Here is a 26,157-nt window from a genome sequence, read left to right on the forward strand (position 1 = left end):
GCGCCGCGTGCCGCCGTCACGGTAACGTCGTGCACGGCGGCATGCGGAGTTCACAGCGGAGTTTCTCGGGGGGCGCGGGGTGCGGGTACTGGTCGCGGGTGGCGGGATTTCCGGCACGGTCACGGCGATGGCGCTGAAGCTGGCGGGACACGACCCGGTCGTGTTCGAGGCCTACGCTTCGGGCGGGGAAGACATCGGCGCGTTCCTGACGCTCATGCACAACGGCATGGACGCCCTGCGGGCGATCGGCGCCGACGGCCCGGTGATCGACGCGTCCTTCGCCGCGTACGGCGTCGAGCTCGTCGTCCCGACCGGGGAAACCGTGGGACGGCGGGAATTCGACACCGAAGGCCTGGACGGCCCGCGCACGCTGACCCGCGCGACGCTCTACCGCGTCCTGCAGGACGAAGCCGCGCGCCGGGGCATCACCCTCGAGCGCGGCCGGCGCCTGACCGGGGCCAAGGCCGGCCCGAGCGGCGTCACGGCGGAATTCGCCGACGGCGTCACCGAATCGAGTGACGTCCTCGTCGGCGCCGACGGCCTGCGCTCGGTGGTGCGGCGCCTGATCGACCCGGCCGCCGACGAGCCGCGCTACACCGGGCTGACCGTCGTCTACGGCTACACGCGCGCCGGCGGACTGCCGTCGGCGCCGGGGATCTACCGGATGGTCCGCGGCAGCAAGGCGGCCTTCGGCTTCACGACCGACCCGGACGGCGCGACGTTCTGGTTCGCCCGCGTCCCGGACGAGGAGCGGCCCCGCGCCGAGATCGCGGCGGTCACCCCGGCCGGCTGGCGCGAGTTCGCGCACGCCGCGTTCGCCGGGGAACCGTTGCCCTGCGCGGACATCATCGCGGCCACGGGCGACGAGGTCTTCGGCGGCCACTCCTACGACGTCCCCGAAACGCGCGTCTGGTCGACGCCGGAGATGGTGCTGGTCGGCGACGCCGCCCACGCGGCTTCGCCGGCCGCGGGCCAGGGCGCGTCGATGGCCCTGGAAGACAGCGTCGTGCTGGCGAAGTGCCTGCGTGACCTGCCGGACCCGGCCTCGGCGTTCGCCGCGTACGAGGGACTGCGGCGCGAGCGGGTCGAGAAGCTGGTGGCGGCCAGCGCGGGCCAGGACGTCGGCGAAGAGCGTGACTGGCTGTACTCGCACCACATCGACTGGGACGCGAAGATCACCGGCTGACGCGGTCCGCCACCGTCGCGCCGAGCAACGCCAGCTTGTCCGCCTCCGTGCCAGGCGTGGCGTGGTAGGCGACCAGCATGACCCCATCAGTGCCGCTGACCAGGAGTTTCTCCCGGTTCAGGGTGATTTCGCCGACCTGCGGGTGGTGGAAGGTGATCGCGGCCGCTGTCCGCGCGCGGACGTCGTGGCGGGCCCACAGGCGGCGGAAGAGCGGGCTGGCCAGGGAGAGCTCGCCGACGAGCTCGACGAACCGGGCGTCGTCGGTGTCCGTGCCGGCCGCTTCGCGCAGGTGCGCGACCAGCACCTCCGCCGCTCGCTCCCAGCCGGCGAACAGCGCCTGCTCGCCGGGGTCGAGCAGGACGTCGCGGAGCCGGTTGGCCCCGGGGACCAGGCAGGGGGACAGGGCGGTGGCCAGGGGATTGGCGGCCAGGACGTCCAGGTAGCGGCCTTCGATGAACGCGGGCACGGGCAGCAACGCCAGGAACGCGGCGGTGCTGGGCGGCACGGTTTCCCGGCGCCGCCGCCGCGGCCGGCGAGGCGTGTCCCCGGCGAGGCCGAGCAGGTACGCCGTCGAGTCGTCGTCCAGGCGGAGCACCCGGGCCAAGGACCGCAGGACCTGCGCGGACGGGCTGCGGTCGCGGCCGCGTTCCAGCCGCAGGTAGTAGTCGGCGCTGATCCCGGCCAGCATCGCGACCTCCTCGCGCCGCAGACCGGGCACCCGGCGCGGCCCCACCACGGGAACCCCCGCCTCTTCGGGCGTGACGAGCTCGCGGCGCGCCCGCAGGAACGCGCCCAGCTGGTTCCGGTCGTCGGCCATGGGCCCCACGATAAGCCGAGGTCACCCGATGTGGGGGGTCCTGTCATCCCCCCGGCTGAGCGGAGCACTGGCACGGGTGCTTCCCCCGGTGGATCGTCGGCACCATGACCGTCACGACGCTTTCGATGGGAACGAACACATGAACACGCAGCGGGTTCTCGTCACCGGCGGCTCGGGCTTCATCGCCGGGCACTGCATCCTCCAGCTCCTGGAGCAGGGGTACCGGGTGCGCACCACGGTGCGGTCGCTCGCGAAGGAGCAGGCCGTCCGCGCGGTGCTCACCGACGCCGGCATGACGCGCGGCGGCGCGCTGAGCTTCGTGGCCGCCGACCTCACCGACGACCGCGGCTGGGCCGAGGCGGTCGACGGCTGCGACTTCGTCCTCCACGTGGCGTCGCCGGTTCAGCCGGGCAAGGTCGCGAACGAGGACGACGTCATCGCCCCCGCCCGCAACGGCACCCTCCGCGTGCTGCGCGCCGCCCGGGACGGCGGGGTCGGGCGTGTGGTGCTCACCTCGGCGTTCCACGCGGTCGGCTTCGGGCACCCGCACATCGACCGGGCCTTCACCGAGGACGACTGGTCCGTGCTCGACGGGCCCGGCGTGGACGCCTACGGCAAGAGCAAGATCCTCGCCGAGCGCGCCGCGTGGGACTTCGTCCGCGACGAGGGCGGGGCCCTGGAGCTGGCGACGGTCCTGCCCGTCGCCGTCATGGGCCCGGTCATGGGCCGGGAGGTCTCCGGCGCCAACCACCTCGTGCAGCGGCTGCTCGAGGGCAAGATCCCCGGCTACCCGGACCTGTACCTCCCGATCGTCGACGTCCGCGACGTGGCGAGCGCGCACGTGCTGGCGATGACCGCCGACGGCGCCGCGGGGCAGCGGTTCCTGCTCGCCGGCGGTCCCTCGATGGCGATGAAGGAGATCGGCGCGCTGCTCAAGGAGAACTTCGGCGAGAGCGCGAAGAAGGTGCCGACCCGCACCATCCCGAACTTCGTCGTGCGCGCGGGCGCCGTCTTCTCGGCGGAGTTCCGGACCATCGCGGCCGAACTCGGCTTCGTCAAGAAGATCTCCCACGAGAAGGCCCGCTCGGTGCTGGGCTGGACGCCGCGCGAGTCGGCGGAGGCGGTCGTGGCCGCCGGCGAAAGCATGCTGCGCACAGCGCGGGTTTCGGCCTGACGCAAGGAAAGTGGCGCTAGGCGCCGCACGAGTCGCGGACCACCAGCCTGGTCGGCAGCAGCACCGGTTCCGGGGCCTCGTCCGTCTCGATCATCTTCAGCAGCGCCTCGGCGGCGGCCGTGCCGAAGCCCGGTTTGTCCTGGGCGACCGTCGTCAGCGCCGGGTCCACCAGGGACGCGACTTCGATGTCGTCGAAGCCGACCACCGCCAGGTCGTCCGGCACGCGCAGGCCCGTCGCGCGGGCCGCGAGCAGGGCGCCCACCGCCATCTCGTCGCTCGCCGCGAAGACCGCCGTCGGCGGTTCCTTGCGGGCCAGGAGCCGGCGCATGCCGACAAAACCGCTCTCGCGGTAGTAGTCCCCGGACACGACGTAGTCGTCGCGGGCCTCGAGGCCCGCCGCGGCGAGGCCCTCCCGGTAGCCCCGGGTGCGCTCGGCCGCCGGGGCGTTGTCGCGCGGGCCGGTCAGCGTCGCGATCCGGCGGTGGCCGAGCCCGGCGAGGTGCCGGACGACGTCCGCGGCGCCGCGGACGTTGTCGGACGTCACGTATGTCGCTTTAGGACCGGCGATCGCGACGTCGAGCGCCACACACGGCAAGCCGGACCGGGCGAACGCCGTGAACGCCTCCGCGTCCGAACCGCTGTCGATCAGCACCAGCCCGGCGAGGTGGTGCTGCCGCGTCATGCGGACGTAGGCGACCGGGTCGGCCAGCGAGACGCCGGGGGTGCGGCTGCGCGCGTCGTCGCTCGTGGCGAGCATCAGCAGGTGGTAACCGTGCGAGCTGAGCGCGGATTTCAAGCCCAGCAACAGGTCCTGCAGGAACGGGTGGCGCCAGCCGGGCCGCCGGTGATCGGTGTCCCAGACCAGCCCGATCATCGCCGACTGCTTGCGGGACAACGCGCGCGCCGACTCGTTGGGGGAGAAGTCGAGCTCGCGGGCGACCCGCTCGACGCGTTCGCGGGTCGGCCCGCTGACCGAGGTCGGCTGGTTGAAGACCCGGGAAACGGTGGCGACGGAGACGCCGCAGAGCTCGGCGATTTCGCGGGCGGTGACCATGGTGGCTCCTTCGGCTGTAACCGGTTACATACCTAGCACATCGGCCCCTGCTTCGAAAATTTGAGATGGCGTTATCGTTTCGTTACTTGACGGCGACGCACTGGGAGCGCTCTCATAGAGGCCACATTCTCGCCCGGCCCCCGGAGACTCGTTCCCGGCGGCCGCGGTGTTTCCGCGCGCTTTCAGCAGAACAACGGAGATCTCATGCGCCCGAACACGAGAACCCGCATGGTCCTGGTGGCCGTGCTGGCCGCCATCACCGTCCTGAGCGCCTGCAGCGGCGGTGACGGCGGGAGCGGCGGCAAGATCAAGCTCAGCCTCGGGCTGTTCGGCAACTTCGGGTACACCGACCTGATCAAGGAGTACCAGGCGGCGCACCCGAACATCGAGATCACCGAGCGCACCGCCGCCTACTCCGACCACCACAAGAACCTGGCCGCGCACCTGGCCACCGGTGGCGGGGCCGCGGACATCGAGGCCATCGACACCGGCTACGTCGCCCAGTTCAAGGCGACGCCGGACAAGTTCGTCGACCTCAACACCGTCGGCGGCGACAAGCTCAAGGACCGCTGGCTCGGCTGGAAGTGGTCGGCGTCGCTGGCCAAGGGCGGCCAGCAGATCGGCTACGGCACCGACGTCGGCGGCCTGGCCATCTGCTACCGCCGTGACCTGCTCCAGGCCGCCGGCCTGCCCGCCGACCGCGAGGCCGTCTCCGCACTCTGGCCGACCTGGCAGGCGTTCTTCGACGCGGGCAAGCGCTTCCAGGCCAACGCGCCGGGCGGCGTCAAGTGGATGGACGGCGGCCCGACCGTGCTCAACGCGATCTTCGGCCAGGCCCCGACCGGTTACTACGACACCAGCGACCAGCTCGTCGTCGACAGCAACCCGGCGCTGCGGACCGGCTGGGACCAGGTCGTCGACGCCGTCAAGGCGAACCTGAGCGCCGGCCTGCTCTACAGCACGCCGACCTGGAACACCGGCTTCACCCAGGGCCAGTTCGCCACCGTCACCTGCCCGGCCTGGATGATGACCAAGATCAAGGACCAGGCGCCGGACACCGCCGGCAAGTGGGACGTCGCCAGCGTGCCCGGTGGCGGCGGCAACTGGGGCGGCTCGTACCTGACCGTACCCAAGCAGGGCAAGCACACCGCCGAAGCCGCCGACCTCGCCGCCTGGCTGACCGCGCCCGAGCAGCAGGCGAAGGTGTTCACCAGCCAGGGCCTGCTGCCCTCGACGCCGTCGCTCTACACCGACCCGAAGATCACTTCCTACACGAACCCGTTCTTCAACAACGCGCCCGTCGGCAAGCTCTTCACCGACGCGGCGAAGAACCTGAACCCGCAGTACCAGGGCCCGAAGGCCGGCGATGTGCAGACCGAGTTCGGCAACGCGATGCAGCGCGTCGAGCAGGGCAAGCAGGACGGCGCGGCGGCGTGGCAGCAGCTGGTCGGTGACGTCGCGAAGCTCAAGTGACGGCTCCCGTGCCGAAGCTGAGCTTCGCCGACCGGCGGGCGAACTGGGACGTCAAGCTCTCACCGTTCGGTTTCATCAGCCCGTACTTCCTGATCTTCGGCGTCTTCGGGTTGTTCCCGTTGCTGTACACGGCTTTCGTGTCGCTGCAGAAGCGGAACCTGCTCGACGCCGAAGGCGCGAAGTTCATCGGGCTGGAGAACTACCGGCAGCTGCTGTTCCACGACCCGTACTTCTGGAACGCGATGGGGAACACGGTCAGCCTGTGGCTGCTGACCACGATCCCGCAGATCCTGTTCGCGCTCGGCATCGCGCACCTGCTCAACCGCAGGCTGCGCGGCCGGACGCTGTTCCGGACCGGCATGATCCTGCCGAACATCACCTCGGTGGCGGCGGTCACGATCATCTTCGCGCAGCTGTTCGGCCGGGACTTCGGGCTGGTGAACTGGGTGCTGAGCTGGTTCGGCGCCGGGCACGTCGACTGGCAGGCGGGCACGGCCAGCTCGCACGCCGCGATCGCGTCGATGGTCGTCTGGCGCTGGACCGGTTACCACGCGCTGATCTTCCTGGCGTCGATGCAGGCGATCCCGTCGAGCCTGTACGAGGCCGCGACGCTCGACGGCGCGAAGGGGCACCAGCAGTTCCTGCGGATCACCGTGCCGCTGCTGCGGCCGCAGATCATCTTCTCCACGGTGATCGCGACGACCGGGAACATGCGGCTGCTCGCCGAGCCGCTGTTGTTCAACCCGGGCACCGCGGCCGCGACCGGCGGGTCCGACCGGCAGTTCCAGACCGCCGCGCTCTACCTCTACGAACAGGGTTTCAGCAAGTACGACTTCGGCTACAGCTCCGCGGTGGCGCTGCTGCTGGCGATCGCCACGATGCTCGTGGCGGGCGTGGCGTACCTGGTGACCCGGCGCATCCAGACCGATTGAGGAGCGGACATGTCCACCGTGCTGACCTCGGCACCCCCCGCCGCGGCCCGGCCGCCCAGCCGGACGCGGCGGTTCACCCAGCGCGTCACCAGCCCGTGGACCTACGCCGCGCTGATCGCGATCCTGGCCGGCTCGGCGTTCCCGGTCTACTGGTCGTTCGTCGTCTCGTCGCAGACGCCGGACGCGGTGGGCAGCGTGCCGCCGGTGCTGGTGCCGGGCGGGCACCTGTTCGAGAACATCGCCCGGGTCTTCGACGAGACGAACTTCGGGCTGGCGCTGGCGAACTCGGTGATCGTCTCGGGCACCATCACGCTCTCGGTGGTGCTGTTCTCGACGCTCGCCGGGTTCGCCTTCGCCAAGATGCGCTTCCGCGGCCGCACCCTGCTGCTGCTCCTGGTGGTCGCCACCCAGGCGATCCCGACCGAGCTGGGTGTCGTGCCGCTCTACATCATGATGGCCGACTTCGGCTGGGCCGGGCAGCTGCAGGCGGTCATCGTGCCCGGCCTGGTGACCGCGTTCGGCGTGTTCTTCATGCGCCAGTACTTCGAGCGGGCACTGCCGCTGGAACTGCTGGAAGCCGGGCGGATGGACGGCTGCGGCTCGCTGCGGCTGTTCTGGCACGTCGCGCTGCCCACGGCCCGCCCGGCCGCGGCGGTGCTCGGCCTGTTCACGTTCATGCAGGCGTGGAACGACTTCTTCTGGCCGCTGGTGGTGCTGGTGCCGGAGAACCCGACCGTCCAGACCGCACTGTCCACTCTGGCCAGTGGGTACACCACCGACTACACGCTCGTGCTCACCGCCGCAACCCTCGGCACCATCCCCGTCCTCGTCGTGTTCCTGCTGTTCGGCCGCCAGATCGTCGGCGGCATCATGCAGGGCGCGCTCAAGGGCTGAGTCTCCCGGGAGAGATCCGTGACTTCCAGTTTCCCGCCCGGCTTCCGCTGGGGTGTGGCCACATCGGCGTTCCAGATCGAGGGCGCCACCCGCGCGGACGGCCGTGGACCGTCCATTTGGGACACTTTCGCCGCCACGCCGGGGGCGATCGCCGGTGGCGACACCGGCGAGCCCGCGGCCGAGCACTACGAACGCTGGGAGCAGGATCTCGAGCTGCTCGGCGAGCTCGGCGTCGACTCCTACCGGTTCTCCGTGTCGTGGCCCCGGGTGCAGCCGGAGGGCCGCGGCCGCGTCGAGTGGCGCGGCCTGCACTTCTACCGGCGGCTGGTGGAAGGGTTGCGGGACCACGGGATCGAGCCGTTCCTGACGCTCTACCACTGGGACCTGCCCCAAGCCCTGGAGGACGAAGGCGGCTGGCGGGCGCGGGACACGGCCCACCGGTTCGCCGACTACGCCGCGCTGGTCCACGAGGAGCTGGGTGACCTCGTCGACCACTGGACGACGCTCAACGAGCCGTACCCGTGCGCGGTCGCGGGTTACGGCGAGGGCCGGCACGCGCCCGGGGCGAAGGAGGGCCACGGCGCACTCGCCGCCGCCCACCACCTGCTGCTCGGCCACGGCCTGGCGGTGCAGGCGATGCGGGCGCAGGCGGCGCACACGCACCGGTTCGGCGTCGTGCTCAACCAGTCCCCGGCGGTGCCGGTGACGGACTCGGCGGCCGACGCCGCGGCGGCCGCGCGGCAGGACACGTTGCTGCGCCGGCAGTTCACCGAGCCGTTGTTCGGCGGCCGGTACGCGCCGGGCCTGAAAGCGATGTTCGGGGCCGCGTCGGACTTCTCGTTCCGCCACGACGGCGACCTGGAAACGATCGGCGTGCCGCTGGACTACCTGGGCGTCAACTACTACTACCGGCAGCACGTCGCGGACGCGCCCCCGCGCGAGCCGGACCCGGCGCGGCGGACCCTCGCCGACATCGGCGTCGACACGACCCGCCTGCCGGACGTCCCGCGCACCGGGATGGGCTGGCCGGTCGAGCCGGAGGGCCTCACCGAAGCCCTGGTCGCGCTGCACAACGGCTACCCGGACCTGCCGCCGCTGTACGTCACCGAGAACGGCTGCGTCTACCCGGACCGCAGCGACTTCGCCGACTACGAGCGCATCACGTTCCTGAGCGACCACCTGGCGGCGGCCCAGGAAGCGATCGACGCGGGCGTCGACCTGCGCGGCTACTTCGCCTGGTCACTGCTGGACAACTTCGAGTGGGCCCACGGCTACAAGCACCGCTTCGGCCTGGTGCACGTCGACTACGAGACCCAGCGCCGGACGCCGAGGGCGAGTTACCGCTGGTACCGCGACCACATCGCGGCCCAGAGCACCCCGTAATGCCGTGAAGGCCTCCTTACCGGCCATAAGAGCCGGTAAGGAGGCCTTCACGGCATTCGGCTACTTCTTGTACAGGGACTCGATGTCGGTCGCGTAGTTCTTGGTGACCACGTTGCGCTTCAGCTTCAGGCTCGGCGTGATCTCGCCGCCCTGTTCGGTGAAGTCGTTGGCCAGCACCGTGAACTTCTTGATCGCCTCGGCTTTCGAGACCGTCTTGTTGGCCTCGTCGACCGCCGCCTGGATTTCCGCCAGCAGGTCGGCGTCCGACGCGAGGTCCGCGACCGACGCGCCGGCGGGCTTGCCGTGCTGGGACTTCCAGGACGGGAAGTACTCCTCGTCCACCGTCACCAGCGCCGCGATGAACGGGCGCTGGTCGCCGACCACCATCGCCTGGCTCACCAGCGGGGCCGCCTTGATGGTGTCCTCGAGGCCGGACGGGGCGACGTTCTTGCCGCCCGCCGTCACGATGATCTCCTTCTTGCGGCCGGTGATCTTGAGGAAGCCGTCGACGTCCAGCTCGCCGAGGTCGCCGGTGTGGAACCAGCCGTCGGTGAGCGCTTCGGCCGTCGCCTGCGGGTTGTTGAAGTACGCCCGGAACACGACGTCGCCCTTGAGCAGCACCTCGCCGTCGTCGGCGATGCGGACCGACGTGCCGTTGACCGGCTTGCCGACCGTGCCGACGCGGAACGCCGACTGCGTGTTGACGTTCGCCGCCGCCGACGTCTCGGTCAGGCCGTACCCCTCGAACACCGGGACGCCGATGCCGCGGAAGAAGTGCGCCAGCCGCGCGCCGAGCGGGGCGCCGCCCGACACCGCCGCCACGCAGCGGCCGCCGAGGGCTGCGCGCAGCTTGCCGTAGACGAGCTTGTCGAACACCAGGTGCTTGGCCTTCAGGCCCAGCCCGGCGCCGCCCTTGTCCTGGGCCTCGCTGTAGGCGACCGCGACGGCCTCGGCGGCGTCGAAGATCTTGCCCTTGCCGTCGCCGTGGGCTTTCTGCTTCGCGGAGTTGTAGACCTTCTCGAACACTCGCGGCACGGCGACCACGAACGTCGGCCGGAAGGTGCCCAGGTCGGGAACCAGGTTCTTGACGTCGGGCGTGTGCCCGAGGGTGACCCGGGCGGTGAGCGCCGTCACGGCGATCGCGCGGGCCAGGACGTGCGCCAGCGGCAGGAAGCACAGCAGCGAGTTGCCCTGCTCCATCAGCTGCGGGAACGCCTCGATGTCGGCGCGGATCTCCGCTAGGAGGTTCCGGTGGGTCAGCTCGACGCCCTTGGGGCGGCCGGTGGTGCCCGAGGTGTAGACGATCGTGGCGAGCTCGTCGGCGACGACCTCGCGGCGGCGCTCGTGCAGCTCGTCGTCGGACAGCGTCGCGCCGAGCGCGGACAGCTCCTCGACGGCGGGGGAGTCGCCCTCGATCTGCCAGGTGTGGTCCAGGACCGTCAGCCGGTCGCGGATCTCGTCGACCGCGCCGGCGTGCGCGTTCGTCTCGACGAACACGCCCTTGGCGGCCGAGTCCGAGAGGATCCAGTACACCTGTTCGGGCGAAGACGTGTCGTAGATCGGGACCGTGACGGCGCCGGCCGCCCAGATCGCGAAGTCGATCAGCGTCCACTCGTACCGCGTCTTCGACATGATCGCGACGCGGTCGCCGCGGCCGATCCCGGCCTGGGCCATGCCCTTGGCGACGGCCAGCACCTCGCCGGCGAACTCCTTGGCCGTGACGTCCAGCCAGCTGCCGTCCACCTGTCGCCGGAAGCTGACCACGTCGGAGAACCGCTCCGCGTTAGCCCAGACGACATCGGACATGTTCTCGTCGTCGGCCACCGGCTTGCCGGCGGGAGCGCTGTATTCGCGCACGTGGGACCTCCGTGTTCAACGCGTGCGGCAGCAGATGACACCGCTGTTACCCGCCAGTCAACTTAGCGTGAGGAGCACCTTAAGACCATGCTGATCGCCGTCGCACGGCGAGGGCGTGACATTCTTCGCTCCGTGAACCAGGCACCACCCGCTCTCGACGTCGTCGACGAGACGTTCCTCGTCGTCCCGCCCGCCACCGTGGCCGCGGTCTTCGCCGATCCGAGGTCCTGGACGCGCTACTGGCCGGACCTGGTGCTCGAGGTCTACACCGACCGGGGGGACAAGGGCCTGCGCTGGACCGTGCGGGGTGCGCTCGTCGGTACCATGGAGGTCTGGCTCGAGCCGGTGCTCGACGGCACTCTGCTGCACTACTTCCTGCGGGCGACCCCCGCCGACGCGGCCGGGACGCCCCGGGCGCTGGCGCCGCGCGACCTGCGCCGGGAGTTCGACCGGCGGGCCCGCGCGGCGAAGGCGATCGCACTCGGGCTCAAGGAGATCCTGGAGGACGGGCGTGAGCCCGGCGTTCCTCCTCGCGCCGACGACTAAGGGGAGCTGGGGTGCGGGTACACGTCGTCTCGGACGTGCACGGCAACGCGGACGCGCTGAAGCGGGCCGGGGACGGGGCCGACGCCCTCGTCGTGCTCGGTGACCTGCTCGACTTCGTGGACTACCGCGAGCACGAGAAGGGCATCATGGGCGCCCTGTTCGGCGCCGAGAAGGTCGGTGAGTTCGCCCGGCTGCGCCGCGAGGGCACCCGTGACGAAACCGTTGCCTACTCGCGGACGCTCTGGGCGAGTCTCGAAGACCCGGCCGCGGCCGTCGACGAGGCCATCCGCGAGCAGTACGCGACGCTGTTCGCGGCGATGACCGCGCCGACGTACGCCACACCCGGCAACGTCGACACCCCGGCGCTGTGGCCGGAGTTCGCGGGCGAGGGCATCCGGGTGCTGGACGGCGAGGTCGCCGAGATCGGCGGCCTGCGGTTCGGCTTCGTCGGCGGCGCGCTGCTGCCCGACGGTGTCGTCCCGCGCCGCCGCAAGGGCGCCGCCTGGCGCCCCTACCTGCGCGATCGCGCGGACTACGACGCGAGTGTGGCGGCGCTCACCGAGGTCGACGTCCTCTGCACGCACGCCCCGCCGGCGCTGCCCGAGCTGACCTACGACGTCGTGGCGCGCCGCAGCGAGCTCGGGTCGGCGGCGCTGCTCGACCTCATTCGGGAACAGCGGCCCCGCTGGTCGGTGTTCGGTCACGTGCACCAGCCCCTGGCCGCCCGCGCCCGGGTCGGCCTGACCGAGTGCCGTAACGTGGGTCACTTCAAGGAGACCGGGCAGCCCTACGTGCTGCGCTGGTGACCGGCAGCGGCGGCTACGCTTCGTCCATGGCCGAGCAGTCCACACAGTCCATCGAGGTCGACGCCGAGCCCAGCCGGGTGATGGCCGTGATCGCCGACTTCCCCGCCTACCCGGAATGGGCCAAGGCCGTCCGGCAGACCGAGGTCCTGGACACCGACGACGGAGGCCGGGCCAAGCAGGTCAAGCTGACCCTCGACGCGGGCCCGATCAAGGACGTCTACACCCTCTCCTACGAGTGGGACGGTGACGGCCTCGGCGTCAGCTGGCACCTGGTCAAGGGCCAGATGCAGAAGGCGCAGAACGGCCGGTACGCCCTCGAGGACCTCGGCGGCCGCACCCGCGTGACGTACACGCTTTCGGTGGAACTGGCACTGCCGATGATCGGGCTGCTCCGGCGCAAGGCCGAGAAGATGGTCATGGACACCGCGCTCAAGGAACTCAAGAAGCGGGCCGAGGGGTAACCACGTGCGGATCCTGCTGTTCACCGGCAAGGGGGGTGTCGGGAAGACCACGCTGGCCGCGGCCACTGGCGCCGCGCTGGCCGGGCACGGCGGGAAAACCCTCGTCGCGTCCACGGACCCGGCGCACTCGCTCGGCGACGCCTTCGGCCACCCGCTCGGCGCCGAACCGTCCGAAGTGGACGCTCTGCTGTCGGCCGTCCAGATCGACTCCCGCACGCTCGTCGACACCACCTGGGACCGGCTGCGCGCCGAGCTGCGGGCGACCCTGTCCGGCGTGGGGCTCGACACCCTCGACGCCGAAGAGCTGACCGTGCTCCCGGGCGTCGACGAACTGCTCGCGCTGAGCGAGGTCCGGCGGCTGGCCGAACACGGGCCGTGGGACACGATCGTCGTCGACTGCGGCCCGACGGCCGAGACCCTGCGGCTGCTGGCGCTGCCCGAAGCCGTCTCCGGCTACCTGACCCGGGTGTTCGGGCGCCGCGGCCGGGTCACCGAGTCGGTGCGCCGCCTCGGCACCCACCTGGACGGCCTGCGCGCGCTGCTCACCGAGCCGTCGGTGACGACGGTCCGGCTCGTCCTGACACCCGAGCGGGTCGTCGTGGCCGAGGCCCGGCGCACGCTCAGCTCGCTCGCCCTGCGCGGCATCGCCGTCGACGGCCTGATCGTCAACCGGCTGATGCCCGCGCCGGGGTTCTGGCGCGGGGGCGCGGCGGCGTGGATGCGCACCCGCCGGACGCAGCAGGACGCCGTGCTGGCCGAACTCTCCGGCGCCGGGTTCGAGGCGGTGTCCCGGGTGGAGCACCGGGCCGTCGAGCCGGTCGGGCTGCCCGCGTTGCTGGAGATCGCCGACGAGCTCTACCGCGACGGTGACCCGCTGGCCGGCAACGGGACACCGGTCACGCCGCTGCTGCGGATCCGGCCGTCGGCCGAGGGCTACACGCTGCGCGTCGCGATCCCGCTGGGGCGGGACGCCGAGGTCGATCTCGCCCGCGTCGACGACGACCTGGCGATCACCGTGGACGGCTTCCGCAGGCTCATCGCCCTGCCGGAGTCGCTGCGGCCGTGCCGGATCACCGGCGCGGAATCCGACGCCGACGGCCTGCTCGTGAGCTTGGCCGGGGACCGGGGACGCCGGTGAGCGAAGAAGAGGCCACCGACGGGTTGCGCCTGGCCGAGGAGCTCCGGCTGCTCGTGGAGATGGTCGCCGAGAAGGCGGCGCCGTGGCTCGAAGGCGTGGTCGCGGCCGGGCACGGCGACCCTGACCAGGCGAAACCCGGGGGCTCGGCGTGCGGCTGGTGTCCGCTGTGTGCGATCGTCGCGGTGGTGCGCGGGGAACGTCCCGAGTTCGTGGCGCGGTTGCTGGAACAGCTGGCGCAGCTCGTGGCGTTGCTCCGAGCGGTGCTCGCGGATCGCTGGGAGCCGGACGAGGGTGTGCACATGCCCGGGTTCCGGCCGGCGCCGCGGCCGGCGACGGACGGCATGGCTTCACCGCGGGTGCAGCACATCACCGTCCGCAGACGGGACGAGTGGCGGGCGGATCGGGAGAACTGAGTGCGGACGATAGGGGTGGACGTCGGCGGGACGAGCATCCGGGCCGGTGTGGTGGACGAGCGCGGCTCGCTGCTCGACACGGCCCGGGTCTCGACGCCGACCGAGGAAGGCGCCCTCGAGGACGCCATCGCGGGCGTGATCGAGGACCTGCGCAACCGGCACGAGGTGGCGGCGGTCGGCCTGGCCGTCGCGGGCTTCGTCGCGCGCGACCGTCGGTCGGTGATGTTCGCGCCGCACCTGGCGTGGCGCGGCGCGCCGGTCGCCGACCGGATCGAGAAGCGCGTCGGCCTGCCGGTGCTGCTGGAGCACGACGTCAACTCGGCGATCGTCGGTGAGCACCGGTTCGGCGCGGCCCGCGGCGCGCAGATCGCCGCGCTGGTCGCGCTCGGCACCGGCATCGGCGCCGGTCTGCTGCTGGACGGCAAGCTCTACCGCGGCGCGTACGGCGTCGCCCCGGAGCTGGGTCACCTGACGGTGGTCCGCGGCGGCCGGCCGTGTCCGTGCGGCAAGTACGGCTGCTGGGAGCGTTACTGCAGCGGGACGGCGCTGGCGGCGACGGCGGTGGAGCTGCTCGCGCGGCACCCGGGCCGTTCGACGGTGCTGGCCCCGCAGGTCGCGGGCGACCCGGGCTCGGTGACGGGCCGCCGGGTGGCGGGCGCGGCCCGCGACGGCGACCCGATCGCCCAGCTGGCGATGGCGGAGCTGGCCAAGTGGCTGGGCGAGGGCTTGGCCCTGGTGGCGGACGTGTTCGACCCGGAGATCATCGTGATCGGCGGCGGCGTCTCGGAGTCGGCCCCGCTGTTCCTGGACGAGGCCCGCGAGCACTACGCGGGCGCGATCACCGGCGCCCGGCACCGGCCGCTGGCCCGGATCCGCACGGCCCACCTGGGCGACGACACGGCGATCGTCGGCGCGGCGGCGCTGGCCGTGGAGATGGCCAAAACCCCGGTCTGACCGCCCGAGTCCACTCCCGAGTGTCACCCGAAACAGCCACCCCGCTCCGCGCAGAGACGCATCTTTCCCTAGGAAAGTGACGCCTCAAGGGTGCGAAGACCGCACTTTCCTAGCGAAAGTGCGGCTTTGAAGCGCAAAGTTGGTGACTGCGTCACCCGACTGTGGCGGCCGCCGGGGTCACTCCTCCGGGAAGCTCGCCGACGGCACCAGCCCTTCCGCGAACGCGCGGAACGACGGCGCCAGCGGCAGCTCCGACTCCAGCTCCGCGTCGAACCACGTCACCGACGGCTCGGCGGAGCGGCGGTAGTCCAGCGCCACCCAGGTGTGGCCGTCGCCGGACAGCACCACCAGCCGCTTCGGCAGGTCCCATTCGGTGCTCAGGTACGGCGAGTCCAGCAGCGACAGCCGCCCGCCGACGCCGAGGAGCCGGTCGAACGGGATGTGCGTCTCGCTGTACGACGTCGGCGCGCTCGTCGGGAAGGCGTCGCAGTGCGCGGCGACCGTGCCGCCGTTGCGCAGGCCCAGCAGCTCGCCCAGTTCGAGGGGCAGCCGGACCCCCAGCTCGCGGCCGGCGTGGGCGAACTCGCGGGCGCTCAGCGGTTCGCCGGGGCCGCGCTCCCAGAACGTGGGCTTGAGCTGCTCGAACGGGGTCATACCGGAGAGTGTGCCAAGGTGGATGGGGTGAGCCAGCAGCCGTCCGCGAGTGTGTTCGTCCGCTGTTCCTGCGGGCGGCTGCACTGGGGCCGCTACGGCGCCGCCGGCCTGCTGCTGTTCGATCCGGCGCGCGGGGTGCTGCTGCAGCGGCGGGCCTGGTGGGTGCACAACGGCAGCACCTGGGCCCTGCCGGGCGGGGCGATCGAGGCGGGGGAGACCGCCGTCGACGCCGCCGCGCGGGAAGCTTTCGAAGAGGCCGCGATTCCCCCCGACGCGTTCCGGGCGCTTTCCGCGTCCGTGGTGGACCATGGCGACTGGAGTTACACGACCGTCCTCGCGCTGGCCGACAACATCGACGCCAAGGTCGCGAACACCGAGAGTGCGGAGGTGCGCTGGGTGGACCCCGACGACGTCCCGGGCTACCGGCTGCACAGCGGGTTCGCCGCGGCCTGGCCCGCGCTGCGGCCGCGGGTCGGGCAGGAGCTGGTGCTGGTCGTCGACGCGGCCAACGTCGTCGGCTCGCGGCCGGACGGCTGGTGGCACGATCGCCACGGCGCCGCCGAACGCCTGCGTGACCAGCTGGCCCGGCTGGCCGAAGCGGGCTTGCCGGACCCGGACGACCCGGCGCTGACCTGGTGGCCGCGGGTGATCCTGGTCGTCGAGGGCAAGGCGAGCGGCGTGCAGCCCGTCAAAGGCGTGGAGGTCCTGCCGGCCGACACCGACGGCGACTCGAAGATCGTCGAAGTCACCGGGCAGCACCGCGAGGCGAAGGTGCTCGTCGCGACCGCCGACCGTGAACTGCGCCGCCGCGTAGAGGCGCTCGGCGCGGCCACGATGGGCCCCGGCACGCTCCGGACCCAGCTGGACCGGCTCAGTCCTTGAGGATCCCGTCGCGCATTTCGGCGACCAGCGACGCGACGACGGCCTTCAGGCTGCCGTTGTGCTGCGTCGCGACCGCGCGCTGGCGCCGGTAGCTCGGCCCGTACTTCAGGATCGTCTCGACGTCGCGCAGCTCGGCCTCGCAGCCCAGCCGCCGCGCCACCGGTTCGAGCCGGTTCAGCAGGTCGCAGACGTCGTCGGTGACCAGCCGCTCGCGCCCCGCCGCGTCCAGGATGACGATCGCGTCGGTGCCGTAGCGCGCCGCGCGCCACTTGTTCTCCTGAACGTGCCACGGCGGCAGCGACGGCAGGATCTCGCCGTCGTCGAGGCGCTCGCCGAAGTCGTCGACCAGGCACTGGGTCAGCGCCGCGATCGCGCCGACCTCCTCCAGCGTCGGCAGGCCGTCGCAAACCCGCATCTCGATCGTGCCCAGCTGGGGGGACGGCCGGATGTCCCAGCGGATCTCCGAGAAGCTGTCGATCACGCCGGTGGTGAACATGTCCTCGACGTAGTTCTCGAGCTCGGCCCACTTCCGGAACTGGAACGGCAGCCCGGCGGTCGGCAGCTGCTGGAAGATCAGCGCGCGGTTCGACGCGTACCCGGTGTCCTCGGCCCCCCAGTACGGCGACGACGCCGACAGCGCCTGCAGGTGCGGCGCGTAGTTGAGCAGCGCGTCGAGCACCGGCAGGACCTTCTCACGGTGGTCGAGCCCGACGTGGATGTGGACGCCGTAGATCAGCATCTGCCGGCCCCACCACTGGGTGCGGTCGATCAGCTTGGCGTAGCGCTCCTTGTCGGTGACTTTCTGCTGGTACCAGTTGGAGAACGGGTGCGTGCCGGCCGAGAACATCTCGACGCCGAGCGGGTCGGCGACGCCGTGCACGACCTCGAGCGACTCGTTCAGGTCCGCCTTGATCTCGCCGATCGTCTCGCAGACGCCGGTGATGATCTCGATGGTGTTGAGCAGCAGCTCCTGCTTGATCTTCGGGTGCTCGGCCGCGCCGTCCGGGCGGACGGCGTCGAGGATCCGCTCGGCGGTCGACGACAGGTCGCCGCTGCGCCGGTCGACCAGGCCCAGCTCCCACTCCACGCCGACGGTGGAGCGCCGTGAAGGCGTGAATTCGATGTTCATCGGTTCCGGATCAGACCTGCGCGCCGTTGCTCGGGTCGGCGCCCGGCGGCGGACCCTGCCGGACGCGCAGCAGCAGCAGCGCGATCGACGTCGCGAGCGCGAGGATGCCCAGCGGGGTCGCCACCGTCGGGCCCACGCCGATCACGCCGGGCAGGATCAGCAGGAACAGCCCGGCCAGGAACAGCAGCAGGATGAGGAACGCGCCCATCTTCGGCCGCGGCAACGGCGGCGGCTCCGGCGGGACGAAGTGCTCGTCGTCCTCCGCCGGGTCGTCGGAGAACATCGTGCTGTCCCACGAGGTGCCGCCGCCCGAACGCCAGCCGGTGTCCGGCGGGTCGGCGGCGGCGGGCGGCTTCGGCTCGGCCGGCCGGTCCGGGGCCTTCCGGGTCTCGCTCTCCTCGGCCACCCCGCGCCCGGCGGCCCCGGCGGCACCACTGGCGCTGTCGGCGTTGTCCGCGGTGTCGGCGGTGTCCAACTCGGGGAGCCCGAACCCGTCGGCCCGCAGGTCGGCGACGATCTCGGCGAACGTCGCGTCGACGTCCTCCGGCCCGTCCTTCCCTCGGCTCATGCGGTCTCCTCCGCTTGCCCGGCGTGCGCCTTCGCGAACTCGACGCTGCGGGTGAAGATCACGTCCGCGTCGTTGTCCTGGGTCGCCACGTGATAGCTGTTCTCCAGCACGACTTCGGTGACGTCGGCGCTCGAGATCCCCGCCAGCACCAGCCGCGAGTTCTCCGGCTCGACGACGTGGTCGACCGCCGAGTGCAGCAGCAGCACCGGCTGCGTCACCTTCGGCAGGTCGGCGCGCACGAGCGCCCACAGCTTCGCCAGGCTCGCCGCGGCCCGCACCGGCGTGCGCGGGTAGGCCAGCTCGGTCTCGCCCGGCTTCTTGATGTCGTTCGCGATCGCCGGCACCGAAGGCACGATCCGGCCCAGCACCGGCAGCAGCTTCGTGTCCCACTTCAGCCGCGTCACCGACGGGTTGACCAGGACGATCCCGGCGATCCGGTCGCCGAACTCCTCGGCCAGGCGCAGCGTGAGCGTCCCACCCATCGAGAGCCCGCCGACGAAGACGGTCTTGCAGGTCGAGAGCAGCTCGAGGAGCGCTTCGCGGACCGCGCCGTACCAGTCCTGCCACGTCGTGCGGTTGAGGTCGGGCCAGCGGGTGCCGTGGCCCGGCAGCAGCGGGCAGCGCACGGTGAACCCGGCCTCGGCGAGGTGGTCACCCCAGGCCCGCATGCTGGCCGGGGTACCGGTGAAGCCGTGGCAGAGCAGGAACCCGGTCTCGGCCGAACCGGTGTGGCCGAACGGTTCCGCGCCGGCGAGCACGCCCATGCGATCGCCTTCCGTGTGAGCGGTGTAGGCCATCCATGCTCTCACGGGTCGAGGGCGTTGTGGGGGTCCGCCCGGACCCGTAATTCTCTGTGAGATCGATCGCTGCCCGGCGAGTATCCGGGTGGCTTCCGTTGTGCGGAGGCCACCCGGCTTCGTAGTCTGGTCGACGCGGGTGAACAGGGGCCGAGCTGCGATGGAGGACTGAGGCACCGGTGCTGTACTGGCTCATGAAGTGGGTGTTCATCGGTCCGCTGCTCAAGACGCTGTGGCCGACCAAGGTCGTCGGGGCGGAGAACATCCCCGAGACCGGCGGCGCGATCCTCGCGGGCAACCACCTCGCGGTCGCCGACTCGTTCTTCATGCCGCTGCGGGTCAAGCGCAAGGTGACCTTCCCGGCCAAGTCCGAGTACTTCACCGAACCCGGCTTCAAGGGCCTGCTCAAGAAGTGGTTCTTCACCGGCGTCGGCCAGTTCCCGATCGACCGCTCGGGCGGCAACGCGGCCCAGGCCGCGCTCGACACCGCGACCCGCCTGGTCAAGGACGGCCACCTGCTCGGCATCTACCCCGAGGGCACCCGCTCCCCGGACGGCCGCCTGTACAAGGGCAAGACCGGCGTCGCCCGGATCGCCCTGGACTCCGGCGGCGTCGTCGTCCCGGTGGCGATGATCGGCACCGACAAGGTCAACCCCATCGGCTCCAAGATGTGGTGGCCGCGCCGCCTCGAGGTCCGCTTCGGCAAGCCGCTCGACTTCTCGCGGTACGAGGGGCTCGCGGGCGACCGCTTCATCGAGCGGTCGATCACCGACGAGATCATGTACGCGCTGATGGAGCTCTCCGGCCAGGAGTACGTCGACATCTACGCGGCGAAGGCGAAGGAACTGCTCGCCGCGGAGGCCGCCGGAGCGAAGCCGAAGGTGCCGGCGCAGCCCACCGCGCGGGACGCCGCCCGGGTGCCCGACAGCAAGGTCGGCTGACCCACTACTGTTCACCAGTGCGTTTTTTCTACGACACCGAATTCATCGAAGACGGCGTGACCATCGATCTGGTGTCCATCGGTGTCGTTGACGAGCGTGGCCGCGAGTTCTACGCGGTCTCCACGGACTTCGACCCGGGCCGGGCCGGACCGTGGGTTCGCGACAACGTCCTGCCGAAGCTGCCTTCACCCGCCGACCCGGCCTGGCGCAGCCGCGAGAAGATCCGCGCCGACCTGCTGGAGTTCTTCGGCAAGCCGCCGGGCGGGATCGAGCTGTGGGCCTGGTTCGCGGCGTACGACCACGTCGCGCTGGCGCAGCTCTGGGGCCCGATGCCGGCGCTGCCGCGGCAGCTGCCGCGGTTCACCCGCGACCTGCGTCAGCGCTGGGAGGACGCCGGCAAGCCGAAGCTCCCGGCGGCCCCCACCGACCAGCACGACGCCCTCGCGGACGCCAAGCACAACCTGGCCCGCTGGGACGTCATCGAGTCCTACTTCCCCCGCCGCTGAGAATTGCTCGAAAGTCGTGCCAACGGACCGTTCGCGCCCACCTCGGCGCGAACGGTCCGCTGGCGCTGTTCGCCTCCACCGCACGGCCCGGAACTGTCGGTGCCTCCCGGTAACGTGAAATCCGGGGGACCCCTAGGCGGGGACCTCTCAGCGGCGCGCCCGGACCGCCTCGGCCAGCTCGTCCAGCAGGGGAGCGGTGTCGTCCCAGGACATGCAGGCGTCCGTGATCGACTGGCCGTAGGTCAGCTTCTCCGGCTGGCCCAGGTCGAGGTCCTGGCGGCCGCCCGCGAGGAAGCTCTCCATCATCAAGCCCACGATCCCGCGCTCACCGCCGCCGATCCGCTCCGCCAGCTCACGCACGACCGAAGCCTGCCGGACGTGGTCCTTGCCGCTGTTGCCGTGGCTCGCGTCGATGATCACGCGCTCCGGCAGGCCCGACTTCGCCAGCCGCGCCAGGGTGTCGGTGACCGTGCCGGCGTCGTAGTTCGGGCCGCCCGCGTGTCCGCGCAGGATCACGTGGCAGTCCGGGTTGCCCGACGTCGTCAGCAGCGCCGCCAGGCCGTCGGTGTTGATGCCGGGGAACACGTGGCTCGCCGCCGCCGCGCGGGTCGCGTCGACCGCGACCTGGACGTCGCCCTCGGTGGAGTTCTTGATGCCGACCGGCATCGACAGCGCGCTGCACAGCTGCCGGTGCACCTGGCTGGCCGCGGTCCGGGCGCCGATCGAGCCCCACGTGACGATGTCGGCGATGAACTGCGGCGTGATCGGGTCGAGGAACTCGCAGCCGACCGGCAGGCCCAGCTCGGAGACGTCGAGCAGCAGCCGGCGCGCCATCCGGAGGCCCTTGTTGACGGCGAAGGTGCCGTCGAGGTCCGGGTCGTTGATCAGGCCCTTCCAGCCCAGCGTGGTCCGCGGCTTCTCGAAGTACACGCGCATCACGACGTGCAGCTCGCCGCGCAGCTCTTCGGCCTTCTCGGCGAGGCGGCGGCCGTAGTCGAGGGCGGCTTCGGGGTCGTGCACCGAGCACGGGCCGACGACGACGAGCAGCCGGTCGTCCCGGCCTTCGAGGATGTCGACGGTTTCGGCGCGTCCGTGCTGCACCACCTTGGCGACGGCGGCGTCGACCGGATGATCCTCGCGCAGCATCGCGGGCGAAATGAGCGGACTGATCGACGTGGTGCGCGCGGCGTCGAGGTCACCGATGGCGGCCGGGCCTGCGGAGAGGGTCATAGCGGGGGTGTTCCTTCCTGATGGACACCGACCCGCGCGGGGGACCCTCGCCGAGCCGGTAGGAGAATCCGGCTCGGGGGTGGAGGTCAGCGCAGGTTCACGCCGCCGTGCCCACCCGGGGCCGGCTTCGTAAACCAGTAATAGCGCTGCACGACGACAAGTTAGCACAACGACGGCGCGGACCGATTCGGCAGGTGGTACGGGCTGCACCGATCCAGACGAAGCCAGCTACGCTTGGCCCTGGCGAAATGTGACTGTCATCTCCAGCGAACACAAACGGAGGATTCTCATGCGTGTCGGTGTGCTGACCGGCGGCGGCGACTGCCCGGGTCTCAACGCGGTCATCCGCGCGGTGGTCCGCAAGGGCATCGAGGTGCACGGCTGGGACTTCGTCGGCTTCCGCAACGGCTGGAACGGCCCGCTGACGGGCGACAGCCGCCCGCTCGGCCTGAACGACGTCGAGGACATCCTCACCCGCGGCGGCACGATCCTGCGCTCGTCGCGGACCAACCCGTACAAGGTCGAGGGCGGCGTCGAGCAGATCAAGAAGGTCCTCGCCGAGCAGGGTGTCGACGCGCTGATCGCGATCGGCGGCGAGGACACCCTCGGCGTCGCGAAGCGCCTGACCGACGACGGCGTCGGCGTCGTGGGCGTGCCCAAGACGATCGACAACGACCTGGGCTCGACCGACTACACCTTCGGCTTCGACACCGCGGTCTCCATCGCGACCGAGGCGATCGACCGGCTGCACACCACCGCCGAGTCGCACCACCGCGCGCTGGTCGTCGAGGTCATGGGCCGGCACGCCGGCTGGATCGCGCTGCACTCCGGCCTGGCCGGCGGCGCGAGCGTGATCCTGGTGCCGGAGCGGGCTTTCAACGTCGACCAGGTCGTCTCCTGGGTCGAGCGCCGCTTCGAGAAGGAGTTCGCGCCGATCATCGTCGTGGCCGAGGGCGCGCTGCCCGAGGGCGGCGAGGAGAAGCTGCTCACCGGCGAGAAGGACGCCTTCGGGCACGTCCGCCTCGGCGGCATCGGCACCTGGCTGGCCGACGAGATCGCCCGCCGCACCGGCAAGGAGTCCCGCGCGGTCGTGCTGGGCCACGTCCAGCGCGGCGGCACGCCGACGGCGTACGACCGCGTGCTCGCGACCCGCTTCGGCCTGCACGCCGTCGACGCGGTGGCCGACGGCGACTTCGGTGTCATGGTCGCCCTGAAGGGCACCGACATCGTCCGCGTGAAGCTGTCGGAGGCGACCGCCGAGCTGAAGACGGTCCCGACCGAGCGCTACGAAGAGGCCGAAGTCTTCTTCGGCTGAGCCCGGATCTCAAGCCGTGAGGGGCACCCTCAGGGACATCACGTCCCTGAGGGTGCCCCTCACGGCGTTTCGGATGCGGGCCCTAGATGCGGGGCCCTAGATGCGGGCCAAGGTGTCCAGGACGGTGATCGCCCGGGCGATGTCGTCGGTCAGCGGGCGGTCGTCGGTGCTGTCGTCCAGGACCTCGGACGCGACGTCGAACGCGTCGCGCACCGGGAGGTCCACCAGGTCGGCGTCCCGCATCCGCAGCGCGCGGACCGCCGCGACCAGCTCGCAGGCCAGAACCTGTTGGTACGACGTGCAAGCCGCCGTCGCCGCGCGGGCCGCCTGGGTCGAGAAGCTCGCGTGGTCCTCGATGCCGCGGGACACCACGGCCGTGCCGAGCGTCGCCGGCAGCGCCGCCTGACGCAGCTCCGTGAGCGCGTCGTGCGCCACGTACTCCAGGATCATCACGCCCGAGCTGCCCGCCGGCCCGGCCGCGAGGAACGGCCGCAGCCCGGTGAACTCCGGCTCGACCAGGTCGCCGAGGCGCGCCACCGACAGCTCCGCCACCTGGTGCACGGTCGCGCGGGCCTGGTCCAGCGCCGTCGAGACGTACGCCGTGTGGAAGTGCGCGTGGTGGTAGGCGTCGCCGTGGACCGTGGAGATCATCGGGTTCTCGGTGCTCGCGTTGATCTCGACGGCCAGCACGTCGCGCAGGTAGTGGATCGCGTCCAGGGCCGGGCCCTGGACCTGCGGGAACGCCCGCAACCCGAACGGGTCCTGGATCCGGCGGCCCGGCTTCGGCGTCTGGTGCATGCCGAGCAGCCGCCGCATCTCCGCCGCGCAGGCCACCTGGCCGGCGTGCGGCCGCGCTTCGTGCACCGGCGTCGCGTACGCCTCGGGGTTGCCGTCGAGGGCGACGTAGGTCAGTGCGGCGATGGCGTGGCTGGCGCGGGTCAGGGTGTCCAGCCGCATCGCGGCCAGCGTCGCCTCCGCCAGCGTCGCGGCGTTGCTGCTCATGAACGCCAGCGCGTCGCCGGCGTGCACCGGCACCGCCGGGACGTGCCCGGCGAGCCAGTCGCGTTCGCCGGTGAGCGCGAGCGCCGTCTCGGCCAGCGGGGCCAGGTCGCCGGTGCCGATCGCGCCGAGCCGGTGCACCAGCGGCAGCGCGCCGGTGCGGACGGCCTCGGCCAGCGCGCCGATCAGCTCGGGGCTGATCCCGGAGCGGCCGGCCAGGAGCTGGTTGAGCCGGATCAGCATCATCCCGCGGACCTGGCCGGGCGGCATCGGGTCGCCGCTGCCGCCCGCGTGGCTGCGCAGCAGGCGCAGCCCGTGTTCTTTCGAGCTCGCGACCGTGTCGTCCTTGTTGGCCCCGACGCCGGTGGTCCGGCCGTAGACCACCCGCCGCGTGCTGAGCTCCTCGGCGAGCTTCCAGGCGTGCTCGGCGCCGCGCAGCGCGGCGATCGAGACGTCGATACCCAGTGGTCCCTCGGTGCGCGCCGCCGTCACGACGTCGGCGCACCGCAGGGTCCGACCGTCCACCCGGATCAAGGGCAGCCTCCTTTCGCCTGCCCTCACTATGGGGCCAGGACGACCAAGGGGCTAGGACGGTGCGGGCGGCCAGGGTGGCTTCGGCCAGTCCCACTGCGGGACGGGTTCGTGCAGGTTCGGCTCGGCGCCGGGCGCGGAGAAGAGGACGGCCAGCCGGCTGCCCCACTCGAGGTAGCCGGCGAACGCGGCGCGGAACTCCGGGTCGCCCGGCAGGCCGGCCTCGTCGGCGGCGTCGAGCAGCAGCGTGACCCAGCGCCGGCGCTGCCGCTCGGTGATGCCGCGCCCGAGGTGGCGGCCGATCATGTGGGCGTGCCCGCCGTGGCTCTCCGAATAGGCCGCCGGTCCGCCGAAGACCTCACCGAGCCAGACCGCGACGTGCTCGGCGTGGTGCGGGTCCATCTGCCGGAACACCGGCTCGAGCAGCGGGTCTTCGAGGACGTGGCCGTAGAAGATCGTGAGGAGCTTCACGAGGGCTTCGTGGCCGCCCGCCCACTCGTAGAGGGTCGGGGTGGCGGGCGGGTTCTCTGGCACGATCACCCGGCAAGGCAACCAGCGGCGGCCCGGACGGGCAAGCACGTACTTTCCGGTGCGTAGGGGGAACGGGATGAAGCGCTACCACTGCGCGACGGAGCTGGCGGTCGACCTGATCGGCGGCAAGTGGAAGCCGGTGATCCTCGCGCACCTCAAGGAGGGCGCCCACCGCTACGGCGAGCTGCGCCGCCGGATGCCGGGGGTGAGCGAGAAGATGCTGACCCAGCAGCTGCGCGAGCTGACGGCGGACGGCATCGTCCGCCGCGAGGAGCGCGACGGCCGCGTCCCGCACGTCGAGTACCACCTGACGGCGGTGGGGGAGGAGCTGCGCCCGGCGCTCACGGCCCTGTACGAGTGGGGCGAGCGCCGCGCGGCGGCCTCTGGCATCACGTTCGAACCGGCTGGTTAGGACCGGCCAAGCGCCGGACCGGACGACACGCGTACCCGCGCGGACGACACGCGTACGCGGATGGACGACACGCCGCACCCGGCCTGAGCGCGGCTGTGTCGTCCATCCAGGTACGCGTGTCGTCCGCCTGGGTACGCGTGTCGTCCGCGCGGGCTAGGGGGTCTCGTCGAGACGGCGTTCCAGCGCGTCGAGGCGGCCGGCCCAGAAGCGGCGGTAGGGGGCGAGCCAAGCGTCCACTTCGGCCAGTGGCTCCGGGCGCAGCGCGTAGCACCGGCGCTGGGCCGCGACCCGGACCGTCACGAGCCCCGCTTCGCGCAGGACCCGCAGGTGCTTGGACACCGCGGGCTGGCTGAGCTCCAGCTCCTCGACGAGCTCGCCGACGGAGCGTTCGCCGTCGCGGAGCAGGTCGAGGATGGTGCGCCGGCGGGGTTCGGCGAGGACGTCGAAAGTCTGCATCACCCTGGAAATGTGCGCCGCCCGGCATATTCCTGTCAAGGCATGTGCGGCGGTCCCGATGGGCTGCTCGGCCTGACCCGTCTGGTCTGAACCATTGACCTGATGGTCTAGTCCATTT

Annotated in this window: 28 protein-coding genes; 17 read left to right on the forward strand and 11 right to left on the reverse strand. The window is 71.6% G+C overall.

Annotation, left to right across the window (positions count from 1 at the left end):
* Positions 1-79 precede the first annotated feature (79 nt).
* Entirely contained in the window at positions 80-1,186 is a 1,107-nt protein-coding gene (locus OHS18_RS43770) for an FAD-dependent oxidoreductase (protein ID WP_328614774.1), read from the forward strand.
* Here OHS18_RS43770 and OHS18_RS43775 read toward each other — a convergent pair.
* Positions 1,176-2,003 (reverse strand): helix-turn-helix domain-containing protein, encoded by an 828-nt coding sequence (locus OHS18_RS43775; protein WP_328614775.1) that lies wholly within the window; start codon positions 2,001-2,003, stop codon positions 1,176-1,178. The two genes, OHS18_RS43770 and OHS18_RS43775, sit on opposite strands and share 11 nt — an antisense overlap.
* Positions 2,004-2,142: 139 nt before the next feature.
* On the opposite strand from OHS18_RS43775, the gene OHS18_RS43780 reads away from it, so the two are divergent.
* On the forward strand, positions 2,143-3,177 hold the full coding sequence (locus OHS18_RS43780) for an SDR family oxidoreductase (protein WP_328614776.1): 1,035 nt from the start codon (positions 2,143-2,145) through the stop codon (positions 3,175-3,177).
* A 16-nt stretch (positions 3,178-3,193) separates the two neighbouring features.
* On the opposite strand, the gene OHS18_RS43785 is transcribed toward OHS18_RS43780, so the two are convergent.
* On the reverse strand, positions 3,194-4,231 hold the full coding sequence (locus tag OHS18_RS43785; RefSeq protein WP_328614777.1) for a LacI family DNA-binding transcriptional regulator: 1,038 nt from the start codon (positions 4,229-4,231) through the stop codon (positions 3,194-3,196).
* Between the two features lie 204 nt (positions 4,232-4,435).
* On the opposite strand from OHS18_RS43785, the gene OHS18_RS43790 reads away from it, so the two are divergent.
* The 4 genes from OHS18_RS43790 to OHS18_RS43805 are packed head-to-tail and all read left to right on the forward strand — an operon-like array spanning position 4,436 to position 8,913.
* Positions 4,436-5,704 carry an ABC transporter substrate-binding protein gene (locus OHS18_RS43790; protein WP_328442660.1) on the forward strand — a complete coding sequence of 423 codons (1,269 nt, stop codon included), beginning with the start codon at positions 4,436-4,438 and terminating at the stop codon, positions 5,702-5,704.
* Positions 5,701-6,636, forward strand: a complete 936-nt coding sequence (locus OHS18_RS43795) for a carbohydrate ABC transporter permease (RefSeq protein WP_328442659.1) — start codon at positions 5,701-5,703, stop codon at positions 6,634-6,636. Before OHS18_RS43790 ends, OHS18_RS43795 begins: the two co-directional genes overlap by 4 nt.
* A 9-nt stretch (positions 6,637-6,645) precedes the next feature.
* A complete protein-coding gene (locus tag OHS18_RS43800) occupies positions 6,646-7,530 on the forward strand; it encodes a carbohydrate ABC transporter permease (protein ID WP_328442658.1) in 885 nt (294 codons plus the stop codon).
* An 18-nt stretch (positions 7,531-7,548) separates the two neighbouring features.
* The gene (locus OHS18_RS43805; RefSeq protein WP_328614778.1) at positions 7,549-8,913 is read left to right on the forward strand and encodes a GH1 family beta-glucosidase; all 1,365 of its coding nucleotides are present in this window, start codon (positions 7,549-7,551) and stop codon (positions 8,911-8,913) included.
* Positions 8,914-8,973: 60 nt separating this feature from the next.
* Here OHS18_RS43805 and OHS18_RS43810 read toward each other — a convergent pair whose 3' ends face one another.
* Complete coding sequence (locus OHS18_RS43810) at positions 8,974-10,770, reverse strand: AMP-dependent synthetase/ligase (protein WP_328442654.1); 1,797 nt, start codon at positions 10,768-10,770, stop codon at positions 8,974-8,976.
* Positions 10,771-10,902: 132 nt separating this feature from the next.
* Here OHS18_RS43810 and OHS18_RS43815 point away from each other — a divergent pair, with 132 nt between their 5' ends.
* From OHS18_RS43815 to OHS18_RS43840, 6 genes are read left to right on the forward strand one after another with little or no spacing between them, the layout of a single operon-like run.
* Positions 10,903-11,316 carry a polyketide cyclase / dehydrase and lipid transport gene (locus tag OHS18_RS43815; protein ID WP_442874260.1) on the forward strand — a complete coding sequence of 138 codons (414 nt, stop codon included), beginning with the start codon at positions 10,903-10,905 and terminating at the stop codon, positions 11,314-11,316.
* An 11-nt stretch (positions 11,317-11,327) separates the two neighbouring features.
* The gene (locus OHS18_RS43820; RefSeq protein ID WP_328442650.1) at positions 11,328-12,122 is read left to right on the forward strand and encodes a metallophosphoesterase family protein; all 795 of its coding nucleotides are present in this window, start codon (positions 11,328-11,330) and stop codon (positions 12,120-12,122) included.
* Between the two features lie 26 nt (positions 12,123-12,148).
* A complete protein-coding gene (locus OHS18_RS43825; RefSeq protein WP_328442648.1) occupies positions 12,149-12,583 on the forward strand; it encodes an SRPBCC family protein in 435 nt (144 codons plus the stop codon).
* 4 nt (positions 12,584-12,587) lie between these two features.
* A complete protein-coding gene (locus OHS18_RS43830; RefSeq protein ID WP_328614779.1) occupies positions 12,588-13,721 on the forward strand; it encodes an ArsA family ATPase in 1,134 nt (377 codons plus the stop codon).
* On the forward strand, positions 13,718-14,134 hold the full coding sequence (locus OHS18_RS43835; RefSeq protein WP_328442644.1) for a hypothetical protein: 417 nt from the start codon (positions 13,718-13,720) through the stop codon (positions 14,132-14,134). The genes OHS18_RS43830 and OHS18_RS43835 overlap by 4 nt, the downstream gene beginning before the upstream one ends.
* Positions 14,135-14,149: 15 nt before the next feature.
* Positions 14,150-15,088: an ROK family protein gene (locus OHS18_RS43840; RefSeq protein ID WP_328459006.1), complete on the forward strand. Its 939-nt coding sequence runs from the start codon at positions 14,150-14,152 to the stop codon at positions 15,086-15,088.
* 177 nt (positions 15,089-15,265) lie between these two features.
* Here OHS18_RS43840 and OHS18_RS43845 read toward each other — a convergent pair whose 3' ends face one another.
* Positions 15,266-15,742 (reverse strand): SMI1/KNR4 family protein, encoded by a 477-nt coding sequence (locus OHS18_RS43845; RefSeq protein ID WP_328614780.1) that lies wholly within the window; start codon positions 15,740-15,742, stop codon positions 15,266-15,268.
* A 27-nt stretch (positions 15,743-15,769) separates the two neighbouring features.
* Here OHS18_RS43845 and OHS18_RS43850 point away from each other — a divergent pair, with 27 nt between their 5' ends.
* Positions 15,770-16,624: an NUDIX domain-containing protein gene (locus OHS18_RS43850; protein ID WP_328614781.1), complete on the forward strand. Its 855-nt coding sequence runs from the start codon at positions 15,770-15,772 to the stop codon at positions 16,622-16,624.
* Here the strand turns inward: OHS18_RS43850 and OHS18_RS43855 are convergent.
* The 3 genes from OHS18_RS43855 to OHS18_RS43865 are packed head-to-tail and all read right to left on the reverse strand — an operon-like array spanning position 16,614 to position 19,085.
* Positions 16,614-17,753: a glutamate--cysteine ligase gene (locus OHS18_RS43855; RefSeq protein ID WP_328442638.1), complete on the reverse strand. Its 1,140-nt coding sequence runs from the start codon at positions 17,751-17,753 to the stop codon at positions 16,614-16,616. The genes OHS18_RS43850 and OHS18_RS43855 overlap by 11 nt on opposite strands.
* A 10-nt stretch (positions 17,754-17,763) precedes the next feature.
* A complete protein-coding gene (locus OHS18_RS43860) occupies positions 17,764-18,321 on the reverse strand; it encodes a hypothetical protein (protein WP_328442636.1) in 558 nt (185 codons plus the stop codon).
* The gene (locus OHS18_RS43865; protein WP_328442634.1) at positions 18,318-19,085 is read right to left on the reverse strand and encodes an alpha/beta hydrolase; all 768 of its coding nucleotides are present in this window, start codon (positions 19,083-19,085) and stop codon (positions 18,318-18,320) included. The genes OHS18_RS43860 and OHS18_RS43865 overlap by 4 nt, the downstream gene beginning before the upstream one ends.
* 212 nt (positions 19,086-19,297) lie before the next feature.
* On the opposite strand from OHS18_RS43865, the gene OHS18_RS43870 reads away from it, so the two are divergent.
* Together OHS18_RS43870 and OHS18_RS43875 are read left to right on the forward strand one after the other, a co-directional pair.
* Positions 19,298-20,059, forward strand: a complete 762-nt coding sequence (locus OHS18_RS43870; RefSeq protein WP_328442631.1) for a lysophospholipid acyltransferase family protein — start codon at positions 19,298-19,300, stop codon at positions 20,057-20,059.
* A gap of 17 nt (positions 20,060-20,076) precedes the next feature.
* A complete protein-coding gene (locus OHS18_RS43875; RefSeq protein WP_328442629.1) occupies positions 20,077-20,565 on the forward strand; it encodes a polyadenylate-specific 3'-exoribonuclease AS in 489 nt (162 codons plus the stop codon).
* A 147-nt stretch (positions 20,566-20,712) separates the two neighbouring features.
* On the opposite strand, the gene OHS18_RS43880 is transcribed toward OHS18_RS43875, so the two are convergent.
* Positions 20,713-21,795: a 3-deoxy-7-phosphoheptulonate synthase gene (locus OHS18_RS43880; RefSeq protein ID WP_328442627.1), complete on the reverse strand. Its 1,083-nt coding sequence runs from the start codon at positions 21,793-21,795 to the stop codon at positions 20,713-20,715.
* 289 nt (positions 21,796-22,084) lie between these two features.
* On the opposite strand from OHS18_RS43880, the gene OHS18_RS43885 reads away from it, so the two are divergent.
* On the forward strand, positions 22,085-23,110 hold the full coding sequence (locus OHS18_RS43885; RefSeq protein WP_328442625.1) for a 6-phosphofructokinase: 1,026 nt from the start codon (positions 22,085-22,087) through the stop codon (positions 23,108-23,110).
* A 96-nt stretch (positions 23,111-23,206) separates the two neighbouring features.
* Here the strand turns inward: OHS18_RS43885 and OHS18_RS43890 are convergent, their stop codons facing one another.
* Both OHS18_RS43890 and OHS18_RS43895 read right to left on the reverse strand, forming a co-directional pair.
* Complete coding sequence (locus tag OHS18_RS43890; RefSeq protein ID WP_328614782.1) at positions 23,207-24,643, reverse strand: aromatic amino acid ammonia-lyase; 1,437 nt, start codon at positions 24,641-24,643, stop codon at positions 23,207-23,209.
* A 51-nt stretch (positions 24,644-24,694) separates the two neighbouring features.
* The gene (locus tag OHS18_RS43895) at positions 24,695-25,180 is read right to left on the reverse strand and encodes a group II truncated hemoglobin (protein ID WP_328614783.1); all 486 of its coding nucleotides are present in this window, start codon (positions 25,178-25,180) and stop codon (positions 24,695-24,697) included.
* A 67-nt stretch (positions 25,181-25,247) separates the two neighbouring features.
* Between OHS18_RS43895 and OHS18_RS43900 the strand changes: the two genes are divergently transcribed.
* Complete coding sequence (locus OHS18_RS43900; protein WP_328442619.1) at positions 25,248-25,583, forward strand: winged helix-turn-helix transcriptional regulator; 336 nt, start codon at positions 25,248-25,250, stop codon at positions 25,581-25,583.
* 153 nt (positions 25,584-25,736) lie between these two features.
* Here the strand turns inward: OHS18_RS43900 and OHS18_RS43905 are convergent, their stop codons facing one another.
* Entirely contained in the window at positions 25,737-26,039 is a 303-nt protein-coding gene (locus OHS18_RS43905) for an ArsR/SmtB family transcription factor (RefSeq protein ID WP_328459005.1), read from the reverse strand.
* Between the last annotated feature and the right edge of the window lie 118 nt (positions 26,040-26,157).

It is taken from the genome of Amycolatopsis sp. NBC_00355 (assembly GCF_036104975.1).
Lineage (GTDB): Bacteria > Actinomycetota > Actinomycetes > Mycobacteriales > Pseudonocardiaceae > Amycolatopsis.